Consider the following 17,345-nt stretch of genomic DNA (forward strand, 5'->3'; position numbering starts at 1 on the left):
TCAATGGCCTTGCCGGTTCCAGGCCGCGATGACGCTCATGCCTGGCCGCAATCCCTCCACGCGGTCGACAGGCTTGGCCCGGACTTCGAAGGTGCGCAGGTCGAAGTCCCCGGTGGCTCGGGTGGCCCGCCATGTCGCGAACTGGCCCTGGACATTGATGGTGGTGACATGGACGCTCAGCGTCTTGGTGGCCAAGGCGGGGATGGTGACCTCGAACTTGTCGCCGACCTTGAGCCCGGCCAGCAGGTCTTCACGCAGGTTGAAGGTGAACCAGGGATCATCGATATCGATCACCGAATAGATGGGCGCGCCGGCGCTGAAGTTCTCGCCGAGTTCGGCGACCCGTGTGGTCACCTGTCCAGAGATCGGAGCCTTGATGGTCATCTCGCTCACATCGGCCTCGCGTTGGCCGAGGCTGGCCTCGGCCTGCTTGACCTGAGCGGCCGACAGGGCTTTCTCCTCGTCGCTCGCACCCTTTTCCACCAGGCGCAGCTGCGCTTCGGCCGCTTCCTGCTTGCGGGTCGCAGCCTCGAGATTGCGGGTGGCCTCATCGACCCGCTGCTGGGGCGTGTTGCCGCTCCTGACCAGCGCGGCCTGGCGATTGGAGACTTCTTGATAGAGCACGACATCCGCCTTGGCGGCGGCGAGGTCGGCCTTGCGGGCATCGATGGTTTCCTGTCGCGTGCTGTTGACGCGTCCGAAATCGGCCTTGGCGACATTGAAGGCCGCCCGCGCTGCCAGCAGGCCGGCATCGAGCTGGGGGCTCTCCAATTGGGCGATCACGTCGCCTTGCTTGACATTGTCCCCGACATCGACGGCCAGCTTGGCGATGCGGCCGCCCACCCGGGCACTGATGTCGACCCGGTTGGCGGTGACTTCCCCTTGCACGATCAGCGGCGGAGGGCGCGTCGCGAACCACAGCACCGCGCCCAGCGCGGCCAGCGCGCCAATGCCGATGATCGACCGGAAAACAGCACGTCCCTTGGTGTCAGCTGCCACGAAACACCCCCGCAAACAGGTGAAAGGCCTGGAAATGACGATTATCCCAGCATCGATCTAGGGCGCAGTTGCAGAATTGATCAAGCCCCGATCGGCATCGTGACGTGAAAAACGCTCCCTATCTCGTTTATTTCAGGTGCACGAAGCATGGTTAATAAAGGATACAGCGATATTATACCAATGAATAGCAGAATAATACCTTCTTGATTTTCTGAAAAGCAAAGCATTTATCGATGTGTGCCTGATTCCGGTAGGTGCTATGCTGCTTTTTGAATTACCGGAATCGGCAAGAATTCCAAGACGTTTTGATGCAAAGTGTTGGAGCAAGGCAGCGTTCGGTCGTGAACAGCTTTGGCCTGGTCACTGAAGGCGGCAGGAATGCCTTCAGTGTTCTTGCAGCTCGAATGGCCCGTAGCCATGAGGCTATGGCGCCGCGAGAACGGGAGCGTGGTTGCTTCCCGGGTTCAGTTCGTTCCGGCCAGTGCCACGGCATCGGCGCCCGCGGCGATGCGCAGGGGGCAGGACGGATCGTTCGCCGCGCGCCACACCGCTTCTGCAACGTCCTGTGCCTGGGTCGCCGCGGACGTCTGCCCCCATTCGGCGAAGATGCTCTGCGCCAAGCCGGCATAGGCTTCGGGAATGCCTTCCTGCATGCGAGCTCGCGCGTTTTCGCCGAAACGGGTCTCCGGCGCTCGCCCGGGCAGCACCAGGCTGACGCGTATATCGAAGGGATGCAGTTCAAGCGCCAGCGATTCCGTGAAGGCGTTCACTGCCGCCTTGCTGGCGCTGTAGACGGCGAGCAGCGGAAACGGCTTGTATGTCACGCTGGAGGTGACGTTTACGATGACGCCGGATCGGCGCTGCCTGAACTGGGGCAGCAGGGCCTGCGTCACCGCGATGGTGCCGAGCGCATTCGTCTCGAAGACCTCGCGGATATCAGCCATGGAAGTGCCTTCGAGGGCGTTCAAAACGCCGATCCCGGCATTGTTGACCAGGACGTCGATCGGCCCCGCGGCTGTCACAGCTCGTTTGATGCTGTCGGGATCGGTGACGTCGAGGGCGAGCAGGCGCATATGCTCGGAGTGGGGCAGGATCTCCTCGCGGGGCGTGCGCATCGTGGCGATGACCTTCCAGTCGCGATCGAGGAAGTAGCGGGCCGTTTCGAGGCCGAATCCGGACGAGCATCCGGTAATCAGGACGGTTTTCATCGGGGCTTTCGCAAATTCGTTGGCGGAGTCGGAAAGCTAGATCGCCGTTCTCGGACTTGCTACAATGAGAAGTCCATATATCATTTGCAGAAGTCCGGATTTGATCGACCCGCTCACCGAAATTGTCACACTGCTCCAACCTGAGGCCCGGTTTTCGAAAGTCGTCGGCGCGGCAGGGTCCTGGCGTGTCCGCCGAACGGAAGCGGGCCGGCCATTCTACTGCGCGATCCTTGAAGGTGCATGTCGCCTCGTGGCCGATGGACAGAAGCCGATCGATCTCCAAGCCGGCGATTTCATGCTGATTCCCGCGGCTCATGGCTTCACCATGTCGAGTCAAGCCCCGATGGCATCGGACGCGATCGACAGCACGCCGATTGCCCTTGGCGACGGCGAATTCAGGCTCGGCTTTCCCGCTGGCCCGCCCGATGTCGTGATGTTGATAGGCTATTGCGATTTCGCTTCGCCCGATGCGGCCCTGCTGGTTTCACTGCTGCCGCAACTCGTCCATGTGCGCGGAGAGAGCCGGCTTACGACCCTGGTGCAACTCGTCGGTGAGGAGTCACGAGGGACGCGGCCCGCACGCGAGGTCATTCTGGCACGGCTGCTGGAGGTTCTTCTTATCGAAGCGCTGCGGTCGACGGCCCGGACCGCTGCCTCCGCCGGACTCCTGCGCGGCCTGGGTGACGGGCGCCTTACGGCCGCGATCCGCCGCATGCACGAAGATCCGGCCCGGCCGTGGACCGTGGTGCAATTGGCGCAGGAAGCGGCCCTGTCCCGTTCGGCTTTCTTCGAGCGGTTCAAGCGCATGGTCGGCGTCGCGCCGATGGAATATCTGCTGGCCTGGCGCATGGCCCTGGCCAAGCCGCTGTTGCGGCGCGGCGAGGGCGGCATCGCCGAGATCGCCGAACGGGTGGGCTATAGTTCAGCGAGCACGTTCAGTGTCGCCTTCACCCGGCATGTCGGTCTGCCGCCGGCCCATTACGCCCGACTGCATGGGCCATCGGGCCATCTCTGAAAGGGGCTGCTTGCCAGGCCCGAGCGCGCCGTACTCCATGGACGTAGTCACGGAGGAATCACGAGGCCGTGCGACAGTCGAGATACTGCCAGCCCCTGCCTTAGGGGGAGCTGGCGGGTGACACGGTCCTAAGAAAACGACCTTGCCCGGCGTTCACAGCGTCGGGCTCTTTGTGCATTGAGGGCGGAGGCTGCGACCCGCTCGCCTGTGCCATTGGGAATAGCCTGCCAACTGGCTGCCGAGGACATTGTACCGGCTTGAATGAACGGGGTTTCCGGGACAGCTCGGTGTCCTTGGCAAAAGTTCGAAATCGCATCGGGTGCCAAAAGCCGAGATTGAAGCCTCTGGGAGGAGGCTCAGCATGAGCACTGGTACTGTCAAATGGTTCGATCCCGCCAAGGGGTACGGCTTCATCGCACCGGACAATGGCAGTCGGGATATCTTCGTTCATATTACCGCCGTGACGCGCTCAGGGCTTGGCGAACTGCACGAGGGGCAGAAGGTGAGCTTCGAGCTCGTCGTCGATCGCAAGACCGGCAGCTCAAAAGCAGGTGCGCTGAAGCGTTGCTGAAGCATCCACTGCCGCCAATATCTGGCGGGCAACTTCACTTCTTCGCACCCGGACGCCGGCTCTCCATCAATTTGCCGTCCTCTGCCGACATGCAAGGTGGGTAAAGGAAACGTAACGCTTCCCGGCTAGCCTGACCCCGTGCGGATTATGGCCATGCTCGCCTGGCTTTCGCATTGCTCGTGCCGCGCCTTCTTCGCGGGCCGGTTCGGCGATAAAGAGGGAAAGAACTTACGATGGCTCGGTCGGCGCATACCCCCAAGGCGGCCCTTCCCATCCGCAGGATGGAGATCCTGAAAGCAGCCCTCGGACCACATTACACAAGGAAAATCGGCTCGGTGCGACTGAAATCCAGGCTGGTGAAGGGCGTGGGCATCACCTGCCTGTCTCTTGGCGCCGCTGTCGGCGCGGGATCGTTCGAGGCTTTGGCGGCTGGCCAGGCCGCCGGCATTCCCGGCTGGTTGATGACGTATGTCGGCGAGGGGCAGGGACAGATTGCCCTGCCGGTCCTGCAGAGGGCGCGAGCGCTCTATGTTCAGAAGGCGAGCCAGGGAACCGTCAACAATCCCTGCTATTTCGCCATGGATGCGACGCGCCCCAACGATCCCGGCAGCTCGGGCGGACGCTTCTACATCATCTGCGAATCCCAGCACTCGTTCCGGGCCATTTCGGCGGGGCATGGTGGCGGCCGCAATCTGAGGGGCGTGGCGGATTTCTCCAATGGACGACGCTGCGCGAGGCATTTCGGCAATGCGCAGGATTCGGAACTGACGACGGGCGGCGCCTATGTGACTGCCGAGACAAAAACCTCGTTCAAGGGCTATTATCGCGTGGCCGTAAACCAGGACGCGGCATTTCTGCGGTCCTTCATCCAATTCGATGGTGTGGGCGAGACCGCGAACGCCCGCCAGCGCGCCATCGGCGGCCATGCCGCCGTCGCCCTGAAGGGCGTGTGCTTGCGCAAGGCTCCGAGCAGCCCCTATGCGAACCAGGATGGTTACGTTCCCTTCGGCAAGCTGGTGGATTATGCGGGCGGCCGCAGCAATGGCTGCACCAGTTGGTCGCTCGGAGACGTGAAGCAGATCCTGTCCATGGTGAAGGACTATCCGACCACGCTCTACATCTATCCCGAAGCCGCCGACGTCAGCAATGTCGCACGCTCGGTGGCGGCCGGGCAGTCGCCTGCCCGCGCCGGCCTCTATTGGAACGCTGCCTGCCTGAGGGAGATCGGGGCTCCCAAATACTGGTCGCGGCAAGTGCTCGAGCCGGTCTTGGCGCAATACAAGCTCGACCACCCTGCGCCGCCGCCACGGCCGACCCCGATCTGCGAAGGCAGCGAATAAGCGCGACCACCACGTAAAGTGCGCGCGACAGCGCGGGAAAACTCGGCGCAGCCTCGCCCTCTGGGGACCGAGGGCGAGGCTCCCCCAAACCGCGGCTTTTCCGTCGGGTCGTTTGTCTCGGGACGCCGCGTGGGCTTCATCTGCCGCGGCGAAGATCAGAACCGGCCTCATAGTTGCCAGGAATAGCCGCCGTTATGGTGGCCTGACGATTGAACGGCTTTGAGAAAGTCGCCAATATCACCCTCCGGTCTGGAGAGTTCACCAATGAGGATTGCCTTCGCCTTGTCTTGCGCCGGCCTGATCACCTGCTTGGGCATCGCGCCGGCTTGGGCCGATGGTGCCAGTTGCAGCGACATCAAGCGGGCATTGGTCTCCGCGAATATGGACTTCATGCGCATCGAGCGGGGGCCGCTGCCGGTGGCGCCGGTGCAGGCCGCCCTGGTGATCGGTCAGATGTCCGCCCTCACGCAACTCACCCGGCTCGCTTGCGAGGAGGAGGATGCCCGCCAGATCGCGAAGGTCGTGGGGATCCGCCTGCACGCCCTGCAGGCGATGCTGCCGATCGGTTCAGCCCCCATCGAGACGGCGGAGGCCCCCGAAACCCCACCCACCGCAGCCACCCCACCCACGCCGCCCCCGGCGCCACCCAGCGAAGACCGCCGACTGACCACGCGAAAGCCGGCGAGTGCTGTCGGCTGCCATCGCGTCTATTATACGAGGGACGGTCATCGTTATTGGCGCTGCCAGCGCTGACGCCAGCCGGCCTCGCCATGCCATGCCATGCCCGAGATTCACCTCGGACCGGGAGCGAGGCTAAGGTCCGCTGCTTTGCGCCACGATCCTGGTGAGTAGCTGCCATCGCCGCTGCCGACCACCGATGGCTGCCTTTTTCGCAAGCATATCGACAGTCTTGGGCATGGCGTCCGAAGGCCGATACGGTCGAATCGTTGGCCCTGTCGGTGTTGCCTGCGGACAGGTTCAAAGACTTCCCCGACCCGGCTTTACACGCGTCGCAATTTGCTTGAGAATTTCAGACTCGCCGCAGCAATCGGGTCCACAACGCTGCGGCCACTAAGAAAACTTCACTCACTTTGAAATCAACACAACAATGAAAGTGGTTGAACGTGCTTGAAGCTGACACGAAACTGGTCGACCTGACGGTCGACATCGTCTCTGCCTACGTCGCAAACAATCAGGTCTCCTCTTCGTCCCTTTCCGAACTGATACAATCGGTGCATGGGCGGCTGAGCGATCTGAATACTGGTAAACCGGCCGAAGCCGCCGTGGCGGCAACGCCCGCAGTACCGATCAAGAAGTCCATCACACCCGACTTCATCATCTGCCTGGAAGATGGACGCAAGTTCAAGTCGCTGAGCCGGCATCTGCGCAGCGCCTATGACATGACGCCCGAGCAATATCGGGAAAAATGGAGCCTGCCCGCCGATTATCCCATGGTGGCGCCGAACTATTCGGCTCATCGCTCCCGGCTGGCAAAGGAACTTGGCCTGGGTCAGCAGGGCCGCCAGACCAAGGAGAAGGCCCCGGCCCGCACCGCGCGCGGCAGGGCCAAGAAAGCCAACGCCTAAGGCGTTTTTGGGAAAGCCGATAAGTAACTGCTCACCCCCTGCCGTTGAGGTCGTACTGTTCCTCACCCCTCGCCCTTGCAAAGCAAAGGCTGGCCTCTCGCTGTAAGAACGGGGCGAGGGTATGGGTGGGGTGGCACCACCGTGAGCAACTACGCCACGAGGCTTCTCGATTAAGAAAACCTGTTGAAACAAAGAGTTGGAGCAAGGTTCGATTTTTCGAAAACGCGCTTTGGCTCCAGCTTCTTGTTTTGGCGCGCCCCTTGCCGGCCCTGATGGTTCCGCCGAATCGCAAAATGCCGGGGCGAGGGAGGCTTTGCCGTCGATCGCCTGTTTCTCGCCGATTTCGTCGTCGGCCGCCAACCAGCGGTGATTTCCATGCTTGGGCAGCTTGGCACGAGGCGACAGTCTTAAAAGGTTGGTACGCTTTCCCGATCCCCCTATGCTACGTGCATGGAGAGACCAAGCAGGGTTTTTCGGCATGGCACATGGACGAGCTTCGCCGGGAACGCCTGCAATGTCTGGTGTCTTGCAGCTTTCTGTTGATCGCGCCTGTGCTCGATCAACAGAAAGCTGCTCAGGGGAGAGTGATGCGTGACCGGTGAGGTAATCTTGTTGAACGGTCTCGGCATTGTCGCCAGCGATCTGGTGGAGCCGGGAACAGTGGCGATCATGCTGCATGGCGGTGACGTGCAGGTCGTGCCGGTGCGTGAGCTGAGGGCGACCGTCGGCCAGATCGGCAGCGAAAAGATCGAGGGCCTGTCGATGGCACCCTCCGATTTCACGCAGGTGCAGGCGGTCATCGAACGCCGCAAGGCCGATGGCGACGACGACAGCGAGGATACGAAGGAATAGGGCGTGATTTCGTGACGCCTGCCGGGATCGCAATGTCGCTCCGGCGTGCGCAGGCGAAGCTGGTAACTACGGCTATCGCGCTCAATCTGCGACTGGAGTGAACCCCTGGACTGAGACAGACAAAATAGGGACAGTTCTCGTTAGGAGAATGGATGTCCGACCAAGAATGTCGAAGTTTCAGCCGCGAGTTCAAGCTGCGAGCGGTGCAGCGCACATCCACTCACCGGCCGGCGGGCAGGGACTCGACCAGGGCTTCGGCGGCGCCGCGGCGCTCGCGCGCCTCCTGCTAACGGTACTGCGCGGTGAGGCGAACGCAACCGGCCTCGATGCCTATGGCTCGGCGCGCTTGGAGAAACGCCATGATTGAATGGACCGTGGGTCACGCTGTCTCGCGCGATGGAACGATCATCGGTTACAGGCAGGTCGGCGCTGGCCCGAGCCTCGTGCTGCTGGCAGGCGCCATGCAGAGCAGCCGCAACTTCACCCAGTTGGGAGAGTTGCTGGCCGATCGCTTCACACTGCATTTGCCTGACCGGCGCGGACGTGGCCTCAGCGGCCCACCGGGGCCGGACTACGGCATCGAGACCGAGGTCGACGATCTGTCGGCGGTGCTGGCGCAAACGGGCGCGCGCGACGTATTCGCGCTGAGTTCGGGCGCCATCGCCACGCTGTGGACGGCGCTGCACCGGCCGCAGGCGCTCGCTAGAATTGCGCTCTACGAGCCGCCGCTGCCGGTCGGCACACTGTCATCGCTGGACTTTGTGCCGCGCTATGAGCGCGAGCTTGCCGCCGGCAATTTGCCGGCCGCCATGGTCACGGTGATGAAGGGGACGGGCGACCGACGCGATTGGTTCACCGACTTGCCCCGGCTGCTGCTGACTCCGATGATGGGTATGGCGCTGCGCGGCGACGGCGAAGAGGCGGCAGCGATCCGCGAACTGGTGCCCTCCGTCCACTACGATCTGCAACTGGTCGCCGCCACGGCCGGGCAGGTTCAGCGCTTCGGCGCCATCCGCATGCCGGTCCTGCTCATGGGCGGTGACAATTCCAATCCCTATCTGCCGATGGCGCTCGACGCGTTGCAGCACGAGTTGCCTCAGGCGGAGCGGGTCGAACTCAAGGGCATCGGCCACATGGCCTCCGACAATGTCGGCAAGCCAAGATTGGTCGCCAGCGAGTTGCGGCGCTTCTTCACTAGCCCACCGAGAGTCTGACTTAAGTAATTACGGTGAAGTGCACTTAATTTGCGATATGTGAAGCCCAGAAGCAGAAATAAATGCACTTCACTTCACTGTACTTCCCGCAAGGCCGATGGCGATCGAGACGACGACAGCGAGGATGCGAAGGAATCGGGCGTGATCCCTTGAGCTTGCCGGGATCGCAATCCGTTGCAGTGCGCTTCAGCCGAGCTTTCCGGCCGCCTCGCGGATGGTCCTGAGCAGAATGGCGAAGGCGGGATGGGCAATCATGTCGGTGCGCATGGTCAGGCCTACCGGTCCCTTCGTGTCGCTGGTCTCGATGGGCAGGGCTCTCAGGGTGGCTTCCTCGATGTCGTTGCTGACCACGCCGTGGGAGATGACCCAGATTGCATCGCTCTGGCGCACGAAAGCCCGGCCAAAGGAATCCGACACCGTCTCGATTTCCGTGGGAACAGACGCGATGCCATTGGCGATGAAGATACGCTCAACGAAGGGACGGATGACGGAGCCGCGCGTCGGCATCAGCACGGGATAGGCGCTCATCTGCTCGAACAGATTGCCGCCGCTGTCGAGGAGCGGATGTCCAGGCCGCACCACGAACACGACCTGTTCCGAATAGAGATGCTCGAAGAAAAAACCGGTCATCTTGTCCGGTGCCGCCAGGCGCCCGACCACGAGGTCGAGCTCACCGATGCGCAACTGCTCCAGGAGGACACTGTTTTCCCCGGTGACGATCTTGACGGTGACGCCGGTGTCCTCCTTGAGGAAGAACCGCATGGCGAGCGGCATGATATGGGCCGAGACCGTCGGCAGCGCTCCGATGCGAAGGGGCGGCCCCACTTTGGCGCCGGCGAGGGCGACGGAATCGATCCCCTGCCTGAGGGCGCTGACGGCGAGGCCGGCATGCTGCATGAACACTTCGCCGGTCCGGGTTATCCTGATGCCACGGCCGTCCCGCTCGAACACGCAAACGCCCAAGGCTTCCTCGAGCTCGCGGATCGTCTTGGTCACCGCCGGCTGGCTGACATGCAGCACGCCGGCTGCCTTCATCACGCTTTTCTGTCGCGCGACTTCCAGGAAAGTCTGAAGATGGCGGAACTTGACACGGCTGTCGATCATGGCGATCCATAACCCAGCAGTTAAGATAACGCTAGAAAATATGATTTTACCAAACCAATTGCATCATCCATCTTCGCGGGGAGGAGACGGCCGTGCAGTTCATCACCATCGGCGGCATTACGCTGCATTTCGATCGCAGACCGGCCGGGCAGGGCCGACCCCACCTCGTCTTCATCAATTCCCTCGGCACGGATTTGCGCATCTGGAGCGAGGTGGCCGGGGCGTTCGACGGCTCGATCGCCACGCTCGCCTATGACAAGCGCGGCCATGGCCTGTCCGATCTCGGCCCCACGCCCTATAAGATCGAGGACCATGTCGACGATCTCCTTGGCCTGATCGATCATCTCGGCATTAAGGAAGTGGTGCTGTGCGGCCTTTCCGTCGGCGGCCTCATCGCGCTCGGCCTTGCCGGCCGCCGACCCGGCATCGTCAAGGGCCTGGTGCTGTGCGACACGGCGCATAAGATCGGTACCGCCGATGGCTGGAACAGCCGCATCGCCGCTGTTCAGAAGGGCGGGATCGCCGCGATCGCCGATACCGTGATGAAATTGTGGTTCACGCCGCGTTTTCATGCCGAGCGCAAGCCAGCGCTGGATGGTTGCCGCAACATGCTCGCCCGTCAGCCCGTTGCGGGCTATGCGGCGACCTGCGCGGCGATCCGCGATGCCGACTATACCAGGACCGCCGAGGCGATCGCCGTTCCTACACTGTGCATCGTCGGTGATCAGGATGGTTCGACGCCGCCGGCTCTGGTGCGTTCCATGGCCGATATCATCCCCGGTTCGCAATTCGAGGTCATCGCCGGCGCCGGCCACATTCCCTGCATCGAGCAGCCGGCCGTGCTCGTTGCCCTCATCACCCAGTTTCTCGCACGCTTGCCATCGGAGTGACCCTGTCATGAGTGTTTCGGCGCCACGCTCGGCCAGATATCGCGAGGGCCTCGCCGTTCGCCGCGCCGTGCTCGGCGATGCCCATGTCGATCATGCGGAGGGGGCCTCGACCGCGTTCGACCGTCCGTTCCAGGACCTGATCACCGAGGCTGCCTGGGGTACGGTGTGGTCGCGCCCGACCTGGACGCAGCGGGAGCGCTCGATCGTTACCCTCGCTTTGCTGGCTGCACTCGGCCATGACGAGGAAGTGGCCATGCATGTCAGGGCAACCGCCAATACCGGCGCGACGCGGGAGGATATCTGCGAAGCCTTCCTGCATGTGGCCGTTTATGCCGGCGTGCCGGCAGCCAACCGGGCCATCAAGATCGCCAAGCAGGTGTTTGCCCAGATGGACGAGGAGGCCGGAAAATCCGATGTCCGCTGAACGCACCGACCTCCGGCCCGAGACGGGCGCTTTCTTTCAGCGCGACCGGAGCTGGCATCCGCCGGCCCTGACGCCGCCCTACAAGACGTCCGTGCTGCGCTCGCCGCAGAAGGCGCTGCTGTCGCTCGACAATACGCTGTCCGAGATCACGGGACCGGTTTTCGGCCACGATCTGCTGGGCCCGCTCGACGACGACCTCATCCACAATTTCGCCAGGCCCGGCGAGAGCGCCATCGGCGAGCGCATCATTGTCTATGGGCGTGTCCTGGATGAGCGCGGCAAGGGCGTGCCGGGGGCACTGCTCGAATTCTGGCAGGCCAATGCCGGCGGGCGCTACCGGCACAAGAAGGAAGGCTATCTCGCCGCACTCGACCCGAATTTCGGCGGCTGCGGCCGCACCATCACCGATGTGGACGGCGGCTATGCCTTCCGCACCATCAAGCCCGGTCCCTATCCCTGGCCGAATGGCGTCAATGACTGGCGTCCCGCCCATATTCATTTCGCGGTGTTCGGCCACGGCTTTGCCCAGCGTCTGATCACGCAGATGTATTTCGAGGGTGATCCACTGATCTGGCTGTGCCCGATCGTGAAGACGATCCCTGACAGGGCTGGTATCGAAACCTTGATCGCAGCCCTCGACATGCAGGCGACCATCCCCATGGATGCCCGTGCGTATAAATTCGACATCGTGCTGCGCGGTCGCCGCTCGGCGATGTTCGAGAACCGCCTGGAGGGCAATTGATGGTTCAGGCTCTCGATCGCCTCAAGGAAAGCCCCTCGCAGACCGCCGGTCCTTACGTGCATATCGGGCTGACACCGAATTTCGCAGGGATAGCGGGCGTCTATGACCGCGACCTTGGCGATGTGATGGTCAATGCCGCGACCAAGGGCGAGCGCATCGGCGTGCGGGTGCGCGTGCTCGACGGCTTGGGGACGCCGCTCAAGGACGCGCTCGTCGAGATCTGGCAGGCCGATAGCGCCGGCCTTTACAATTCGCCTTCGGAACGGCGTGGCAAGGCCGATCCCAACTTTGCCGGCTGGGGCCGCAAGGCGACGGATATGACGACGGGTGAGTGCCTGTTCGAGACGGTCAAGCCGGGCCGGGTGCCGTTCAAGGATGGCCGCCTGATGGCACCGCATCTCACCTTGTGGATCGTTGCCCGCGGCATCAATCTCGGCTTGCAGACCCGCATGTATTTCGCCGACGAAGCGGAGGCGAATGCCGAGGACCCGGTGCTGGCACGCATCGAGCATCGCCATCGCGTCGCCACGCTCGTCGCGGCGCGCGAAGGCGATCCCTATGTCTTCGACATCCACCTGCAGGGCGAGCAGGAAACAGTGTTCTTCGATATATGACAGTCTCGCCCCTCGATCATCCGGTTCTTGCCTCCCTGTTGGGCGATGAGGAAACGGCACGCCAGTTCTCCTTCGAAGTGGAGATGGCGGCGATGCTGGCTTTCGAGCTTGCCCTCGCCGAGGCGGAAGCCGAAGAGGGGGTAATCGAAGCCGATGCCGCCGCGGCGATCGCCTTCGGCCTGGCCTCGTTCGTCCCCGATCTCGAGGCGCTCAGGCGTGGCGTTGCCAGTGATGGCGTCATCGTGCCGGAGTTGGTGCGCCAATTGCGTGAAGCGGTTGGAACGCCGCATGGCGACAGGCTGCATTTCGGCGCCACTAGCCAGGATGTCATCGATACCGCGCTGGTGTTGCGACTGGTGGCGATAGTGCAGCGGCTGGATGACCTGTTGGTCGAGGCGGTCGCGAAACTGGCTGGCCTGGAATTGGAATTCGGCAGCCGCAGGCTGATGGGCCGTACCCGCATGCAGGCGGCGATCCCAATTACGGTCGCCGACCGTATACAGGCTTGGCGCGAACCGCTGGAACGGCACAGGAAGCGGCTCGAAGCCATGCGGCCGGCGCTGCTGGTAGTGCAGTTCGGCGGGGCCGCGGGCACGCTGGACAAGCTCGGGACCAAGGCCGCTGCCGTTCGGGCGGGGCTCGCCGCTCGCCTCGGTCTCGGCGATGCCCCGCAATGGCACAGCCAGCGCGACCGGCTTGCCGATTTCGCCGGTCTGCTGTCGCTGATCACAGGAAGCCTCGGCAAATTCGGCCAGGATATCGCCCTGATGGCCCAGGACGGCGGCGAGATTGGCTTGTCCGCCGGCGGAGGATCCTCCGCCATGCCGCACAAGCAAAATCCGGTGGCGGCGGAGATGCTGGTTACGCTCGCTCGCTTCAACGCCACGCAGCTTGCCGGCATGCATCAGGCCTTGCTGCACGAACAGGAACGCTCGGGCGCGGCGTGGACATTGGAATGGCTGCTTCTGCCACAGATGGCCGTGGCGGCCACTGCGTCGCTGCGGTTGGCGGATGAACTCGCCACCCAGATCGAAAGTATCGGTGTGCTGGCCGACGGATAGTCGCGATCCCGAAACAGAAATGGAACGAAAACCGACCCGAGCCTGCCGATGGCATGGAATTCGCGGCGATGAGGGCAGGACATGCGCACACAGGTGGTCATCGTCGGTTCGGGTCCTTCCGGCCTGTTGCTTGGACAGTTGCTGGCCAATGAGGGCATCGCCAACATCATCCTCGAACGTGCCAGCCGCGGTCATGTACTCGCTCGCGTGCGTGCAGGCGTGCTCGAGCAGGGCACGCTGGATCTCATCGATGAAGCCAAGGCGGGCGAGCGCATGCATGCCGAAGGCCTGCCGCATGACGGCATCTCCCTGGCTTTCGACGGCCGGCTGCACCGCATCGACCTGGCAGCCCTGACCGGCGGCAAGCGGGTGATGGTCTACGGCCAGACCGAGGTGACGCATGACCTGATGGACAAGCGCGAGGCTGCAGGCCTGACCACCATCTATGAGGCTGGCAATGTCGAGCTCCGCGATTTCGGCGACGAGGCGCCCTACGTCACCTATGAGAAGGACGGTGCCGGCCATCGCATCGATTGCGACCTCATTGCAGGCTGCGACGGCTTCCATGGTGTCAGCCGTAAATCGGTGCCGTCGACCGCGATCAGGACCTATGAGCGGGCCTATCCCTTCGGCTGGCTCGGCATTCTCGCCGAGGTGCCGCCGGCCGGTCATGAATTGATCTATGCCAACCACCCACGGGGTTTTGCGCTCTGTTCGATGCGTTCGGCTCATCGCAGCCGTTACTATGTACAATGTCCGCTCGATGACAGGATCGAGGACTGGAGCGACGATCGTTTCTGGGACGAACTGCGCCTACGCCTGCCGCCCGAGGCCGCCGCCGGCATCATCACCGGACCGTCCTTCGAAAAATCGGTTGCGCCGCTGCGCTCCTTCGTCGCCGAGCCCATGCGTTTCGGGCGCTTGTTCCTGGTTGGCGACGCCGCCCATATCGTGCCGCCCACCGGGGCCAAGGGGCTCAATCTTGCCGCGAGCGACGTGCGCTACCTCTATTGGGGGTTGCGGGAGTTCTATCGGGAGAATTCATCGGCTGGCATCGATGTCTATTCGAGCCGGGCGCTTTCCCGCGTATGGAAGGCAGTGCGTTTTTCATGGTGGATGACGACGATGCTGCATCGCTTCCCGGACACGGACGATTTCGGGCAACGGATCCAGGAGGCCGAACTCGATTATCTCGTTCATTCACAGATGGCGTCAGCGGCACTTGCCGAAAACTATGTCGGTCTTCCCTACTGAAATCTCGGAGTCCCATGCCCGTCACATATCCTGCAGGTTATGGTTCGAGCGTTTGTTTTCATTTTACATTACCAATTAACGCGTCACATTTGACCAATATGGAAAGCCTGCGATCGGCGTGCCCAAAAGGTGCTGGTCCGGCTTTCAAAGCGTTTTGTGATTTGATCGTATCATTTCAAATCGCAAAGACGCGCCGAACCAAAGAGTTAGAGCAAACAAGCGTTCACACCTGGACGCGCTTTGCTCTAGGAGGAAAGAATGAAAAAAACCGTTCTCGCCGCCAAATCGGTTCTCGCGACCTTGGCGGTCGTCATGCTGTCCGGCAGCGCCCTGGCCGAAACCATCAAGGTCGGCGTGATCGGTCCGTTCTCAGGCCCCTTCGCCATCCAGGGCAAGAATTTCAAGGCTGGTATCGACGCCTACCGGGCTCTGCATGGCAGCAAGGTCGGTAGCGACGACATCGAGATCGTCTATCGCGACGTGCCCCAGGCCGATCCCGCGCAGTCCAAGGCCCTTGCCCAGGAACTGGTGGTCAAGGAACGCGTCCAATATCTCGCGGGCTTCTATTTCACACCGGACGCCATGGCCGTCACCCCGCTGCTGAAGCAGGCCAATGTGCCGCTCCTGGTGATGAATGCCGCGACGTCGGCCATCGTGACCAAGAGCCCCCTGGTGGTGCGCACCTCCTTCACCACCTGGCAGACCTCGGCGCCCATGGCCAAGGTTGCCAAGGAGCGCGGCGCCAAGAAGGCGATCACCGTGGTCAGCGACTATGGTCCTGGCGTCGATGCGGAAAATGCCTTCAAGACCAGCTTCACCGGCGTCGGCGGCGAAGTCGTCGGCACGATCCGCATGCCGTTGTCGACCAACGATTTCAGCCCGATCATGCAGAGGGTGAAGGATTCCGGTGCCGATACCCTGTTTGCCTTCCTGCCGTCCGGCCCCACCACGCTCGGCTTCGTCAAAGCCTATAATGACAATGGCCTGGCAAAATCAGGCGTGAAATTGCTCGCGCCTGGAGACCTGACCCAGGAATCGGATTTGCCGGCGCTCGGCCAGGCCGCCGAGGGCTTGCCGACCACCTTCCACTATGCCGTCTCGCATGACTCCGCCGAGAACAAGAAATTCGTCGAGGCGGCGCGCAAGGCCATCGGCAACCCAAGTGAATTGTCGTTTCCCGCGGTCGGGGCCTATGACGGCATGCATGTCATCTACAAGATGATCGAGGCGACCGGCGGCAAGCAGGACGCCCAGAAGGCGGTGGACGCCGTCAAGGGACTGGCCTGGGAAAGCCCGCGCGGGCCCGTTTCGATCGATCCCGACAGCCGCCACATCACGCAGAACATCTATCTGCGCGTGGTCACCAAGGCCGAGGACGGCAGTTATTACAACAAGGAAATCGCCACTTTCGAAAAACAGGGTGACCCCGGCCTTTCCGCTTTGAAATGACTGCGCCGCGCCGAGATCCACAGAGTGCAAGGCGGCGCCGGGGAGAGAGCATCTTCTGGAACAGTCAGGCCTTGAGTTCAGAAAATGCATTAGAAAAAGGACATAGAGTAAGTGGTAGTTTAACAAAATTGCCATTCCTCTAGTGCTGGATCAGACCATGCAAACCATTCTCAGCGTGGGTATCGACGCCCTTGCCTATGGCATGGTGCTGTTCGTCATCTCCATCGGGCTTTCCGTGACCATGGGGCTGATGCGGGTGGTGAACCTTGCCCATGGCGCCTTCGCCATGATCGGCGGCTACATCGCTTCCTATGCCGTGCAATCCCTCGGCCTGGGATATGCCCTCGCCCTCCTGGTGGCCGTGGCCGGCACGGTGGTGATCGCCCTTCCGCTGGAACGCTTGCTCTACCGCCGGCTCTATGGTGCGCCCGAATTGACCCAGGTGCTAATGACCATCGGCATTACCTTCTGCGTCATCGGCATCGCCAATTACGTCTTCGGCCCCACGCTGAAGACCATCCCCTTGCCCGAGCTGTTGCGCGGACCTGTCGATCTCGGCTTTCGCACCATCGCCGCGCATAAATTATTCGCCATTGCCTGTGGCTTGGCCGTTGCCCTGGCTCTCTGGTATCTGATCGAGAAAACCGGGTTCGGTATCAAATTGCGCGCCTCGGTGGACAATGCCGCCATGGCTGCTTCGCTCGGCGTGCGCACCACGATCGTCTATGCCGTGAGCTTTGCGATCGCCGTCGGGCTCGCCGCCTTCGGCGGTATCGTCGGTGCCGAGCTCCTGCCGATCGAACCCTATTATGCCTTGCGCTACATGGTGACCTTCCTGGTCGTGGTCTGCGTCGGCGGAGCAGGCTCGATCCCAGGTGCCTTGCTGGCCTGCCTCGTGCTTGGACTCGTCGACACTACCAGCCGCTATCTCCTGCCCGAATATGGCGAATTCTTCTTCTATCTCGCCGTGATCGCCATCGTCTGCGTCTTCCCACGCGGCCTCATGGGCAGGAGAGCCTGAA

Annotated in this window: 19 protein-coding genes; 16 read left to right on the forward strand and 3 right to left on the reverse strand. The window is 62.4% G+C overall.

The window, feature by feature from the left end:
* Together ACZYTC_RS24970 and ACZYTC_RS24975 are read right to left on the reverse strand one after the other, a co-directional pair.
* Positions 1 to 999, reverse strand: a complete 999-nt coding sequence (locus ACZYTC_RS24970; protein WP_488990817.1) for an HlyD family secretion protein — start codon at positions 997 to 999, stop codon at positions 1 to 3.
* 464 nt (positions 1,000 to 1,463) lie between these two features.
* The gene (locus ACZYTC_RS24975; protein ID WP_488990818.1) at positions 1,464 to 2,207 is read right to left on the reverse strand and encodes an SDR family oxidoreductase; all 744 of its coding nucleotides are present in this window, start codon (positions 2,205 to 2,207) and stop codon (positions 1,464 to 1,466) included.
* 100 nt (positions 2,208 to 2,307) lie between these two features.
* On the opposite strand from ACZYTC_RS24975, the gene ACZYTC_RS24980 reads away from it, so the two are divergent.
* From ACZYTC_RS24980 to ACZYTC_RS25015, 8 genes are all read left to right on the forward strand, one after another.
* Positions 2,308 to 3,222 carry an AraC family transcriptional regulator gene (locus tag ACZYTC_RS24980; protein ID WP_488990819.1) on the forward strand — a complete coding sequence of 305 codons (915 nt, stop codon included), beginning with the start codon at positions 2,308 to 2,310 and terminating at the stop codon, positions 3,220 to 3,222.
* A 361-nt stretch (positions 3,223 to 3,583) separates the two neighbouring features.
* Positions 3,584 to 3,793, forward strand: coding sequence for a cold-shock protein (locus tag ACZYTC_RS24985; RefSeq protein WP_434960903.1), 210 nt, complete (start codon positions 3,584 to 3,586; stop codon positions 3,791 to 3,793).
* A gap of 335 nt (positions 3,794 to 4,128) precedes the next feature.
* Positions 4,129 to 5,133 (forward strand): hypothetical protein, encoded by a 1,005-nt coding sequence (locus tag ACZYTC_RS24990; protein ID WP_434960902.1) that lies wholly within the window; start codon positions 4,129 to 4,131, stop codon positions 5,131 to 5,133.
* 264 nt (positions 5,134 to 5,397) lie between these two features.
* Entirely contained in the window at positions 5,398 to 5,886 is a 489-nt protein-coding gene (locus ACZYTC_RS24995) for a hypothetical protein (protein WP_488990820.1), read from the forward strand.
* A gap of 371 nt (positions 5,887 to 6,257) precedes the next feature.
* Positions 6,258 to 6,719 (forward strand): Ros/MucR family transcriptional regulator, encoded by a 462-nt coding sequence (locus tag ACZYTC_RS25000; protein WP_434960900.1) that lies wholly within the window; start codon positions 6,258 to 6,260, stop codon positions 6,717 to 6,719.
* 591 nt (positions 6,720 to 7,310) lie between these two features.
* A complete protein-coding gene (locus ACZYTC_RS25005) occupies positions 7,311 to 7,571 on the forward strand; it encodes a hypothetical protein (RefSeq protein ID WP_434960899.1) in 261 nt (86 codons plus the stop codon).
* A 166-nt stretch (positions 7,572 to 7,737) separates the two neighbouring features.
* Positions 7,738 to 7,938 (forward strand): FAD-dependent monooxygenase, encoded by a 201-nt coding sequence (locus ACZYTC_RS25010; protein WP_434960898.1) that lies wholly within the window; start codon positions 7,738 to 7,740, stop codon positions 7,936 to 7,938.
* Positions 7,931 to 8,785 carry an alpha/beta fold hydrolase gene (locus tag ACZYTC_RS25015; RefSeq protein ID WP_488990821.1) on the forward strand — a complete coding sequence of 285 codons (855 nt, stop codon included), beginning with the start codon at positions 7,931 to 7,933 and terminating at the stop codon, positions 8,783 to 8,785. The genes ACZYTC_RS25010 and ACZYTC_RS25015 overlap by 8 nt, the downstream gene beginning before the upstream one ends.
* A gap of 186 nt (positions 8,786 to 8,971) precedes the next feature.
* On the opposite strand, the gene pcaQ is transcribed toward ACZYTC_RS25015, so the two are convergent.
* Positions 8,972 to 9,889 (reverse strand): pca operon transcription factor PcaQ, encoded by a 918-nt coding sequence (pcaQ, locus tag ACZYTC_RS25020; RefSeq protein ID WP_488990822.1) that lies wholly within the window; start codon positions 9,887 to 9,889, stop codon positions 8,972 to 8,974.
* 92 nt (positions 9,890 to 9,981) lie between these two features.
* Between pcaQ and pcaD the strand changes: the two genes are divergently transcribed.
* The 8 genes from pcaD to ACZYTC_RS25060 all read left to right on the forward strand — a co-directional run bounded on the left by pcaD (position 9,982) and on the right by ACZYTC_RS25060 (position 17,344).
* Entirely contained in the window at positions 9,982 to 10,779 is a 798-nt protein-coding gene (gene pcaD, locus ACZYTC_RS25025; protein ID WP_434960895.1) for a 3-oxoadipate enol-lactonase, read from the forward strand.
* Between the two features lie 7 nt (positions 10,780 to 10,786).
* Positions 10,787 to 11,203 (forward strand): 4-carboxymuconolactone decarboxylase, encoded by a 417-nt coding sequence (gene pcaC / locus ACZYTC_RS25030; RefSeq protein WP_481271278.1) that lies wholly within the window; start codon positions 10,787 to 10,789, stop codon positions 11,201 to 11,203.
* Positions 11,193 to 11,945, forward strand: a complete 753-nt coding sequence (gene pcaH, locus ACZYTC_RS25035; RefSeq protein ID WP_488990823.1) for a protocatechuate 3,4-dioxygenase subunit beta — start codon at positions 11,193 to 11,195, stop codon at positions 11,943 to 11,945. Before pcaC ends, pcaH begins: the two co-directional genes overlap by 11 nt.
* The gene (pcaG, locus tag ACZYTC_RS25040) at positions 11,945 to 12,559 is read left to right on the forward strand and encodes a protocatechuate 3,4-dioxygenase subunit alpha (RefSeq protein WP_434960892.1); all 615 of its coding nucleotides are present in this window, start codon (positions 11,945 to 11,947) and stop codon (positions 12,557 to 12,559) included. Before pcaH ends, pcaG begins: the two co-directional genes overlap by 1 nt.
* Entirely contained in the window at positions 12,556 to 13,620 is a 1,065-nt protein-coding gene (locus ACZYTC_RS25045; protein WP_488990824.1) for a 3-carboxy-cis,cis-muconate cycloisomerase, read from the forward strand. Before pcaG ends, ACZYTC_RS25045 begins: the two co-directional genes overlap by 4 nt.
* Before the next feature lie 81 nt (positions 13,621 to 13,701).
* Positions 13,702 to 14,874, forward strand: a complete 1,173-nt coding sequence (pobA, locus tag ACZYTC_RS25050) for a 4-hydroxybenzoate 3-monooxygenase (protein ID WP_488990825.1) — start codon at positions 13,702 to 13,704, stop codon at positions 14,872 to 14,874.
* Between the two features lie 258 nt (positions 14,875 to 15,132).
* Positions 15,133 to 16,323, forward strand: coding sequence for an ABC transporter substrate-binding protein (locus ACZYTC_RS25055; RefSeq protein WP_488990826.1), 1,191 nt, complete (start codon positions 15,133 to 15,135; stop codon positions 16,321 to 16,323).
* Between the two features lie 157 nt (positions 16,324 to 16,480).
* Positions 16,481 to 17,344, forward strand: coding sequence for a branched-chain amino acid ABC transporter permease (locus ACZYTC_RS25060; protein ID WP_488990827.1), 864 nt, complete (start codon positions 16,481 to 16,483; stop codon positions 17,342 to 17,344).
* Position 17,345 lies beyond the last annotated feature (1 nt).

The sequence above is a fragment of the Labrys sp. F242 genome, assembly GCF_057813875.1.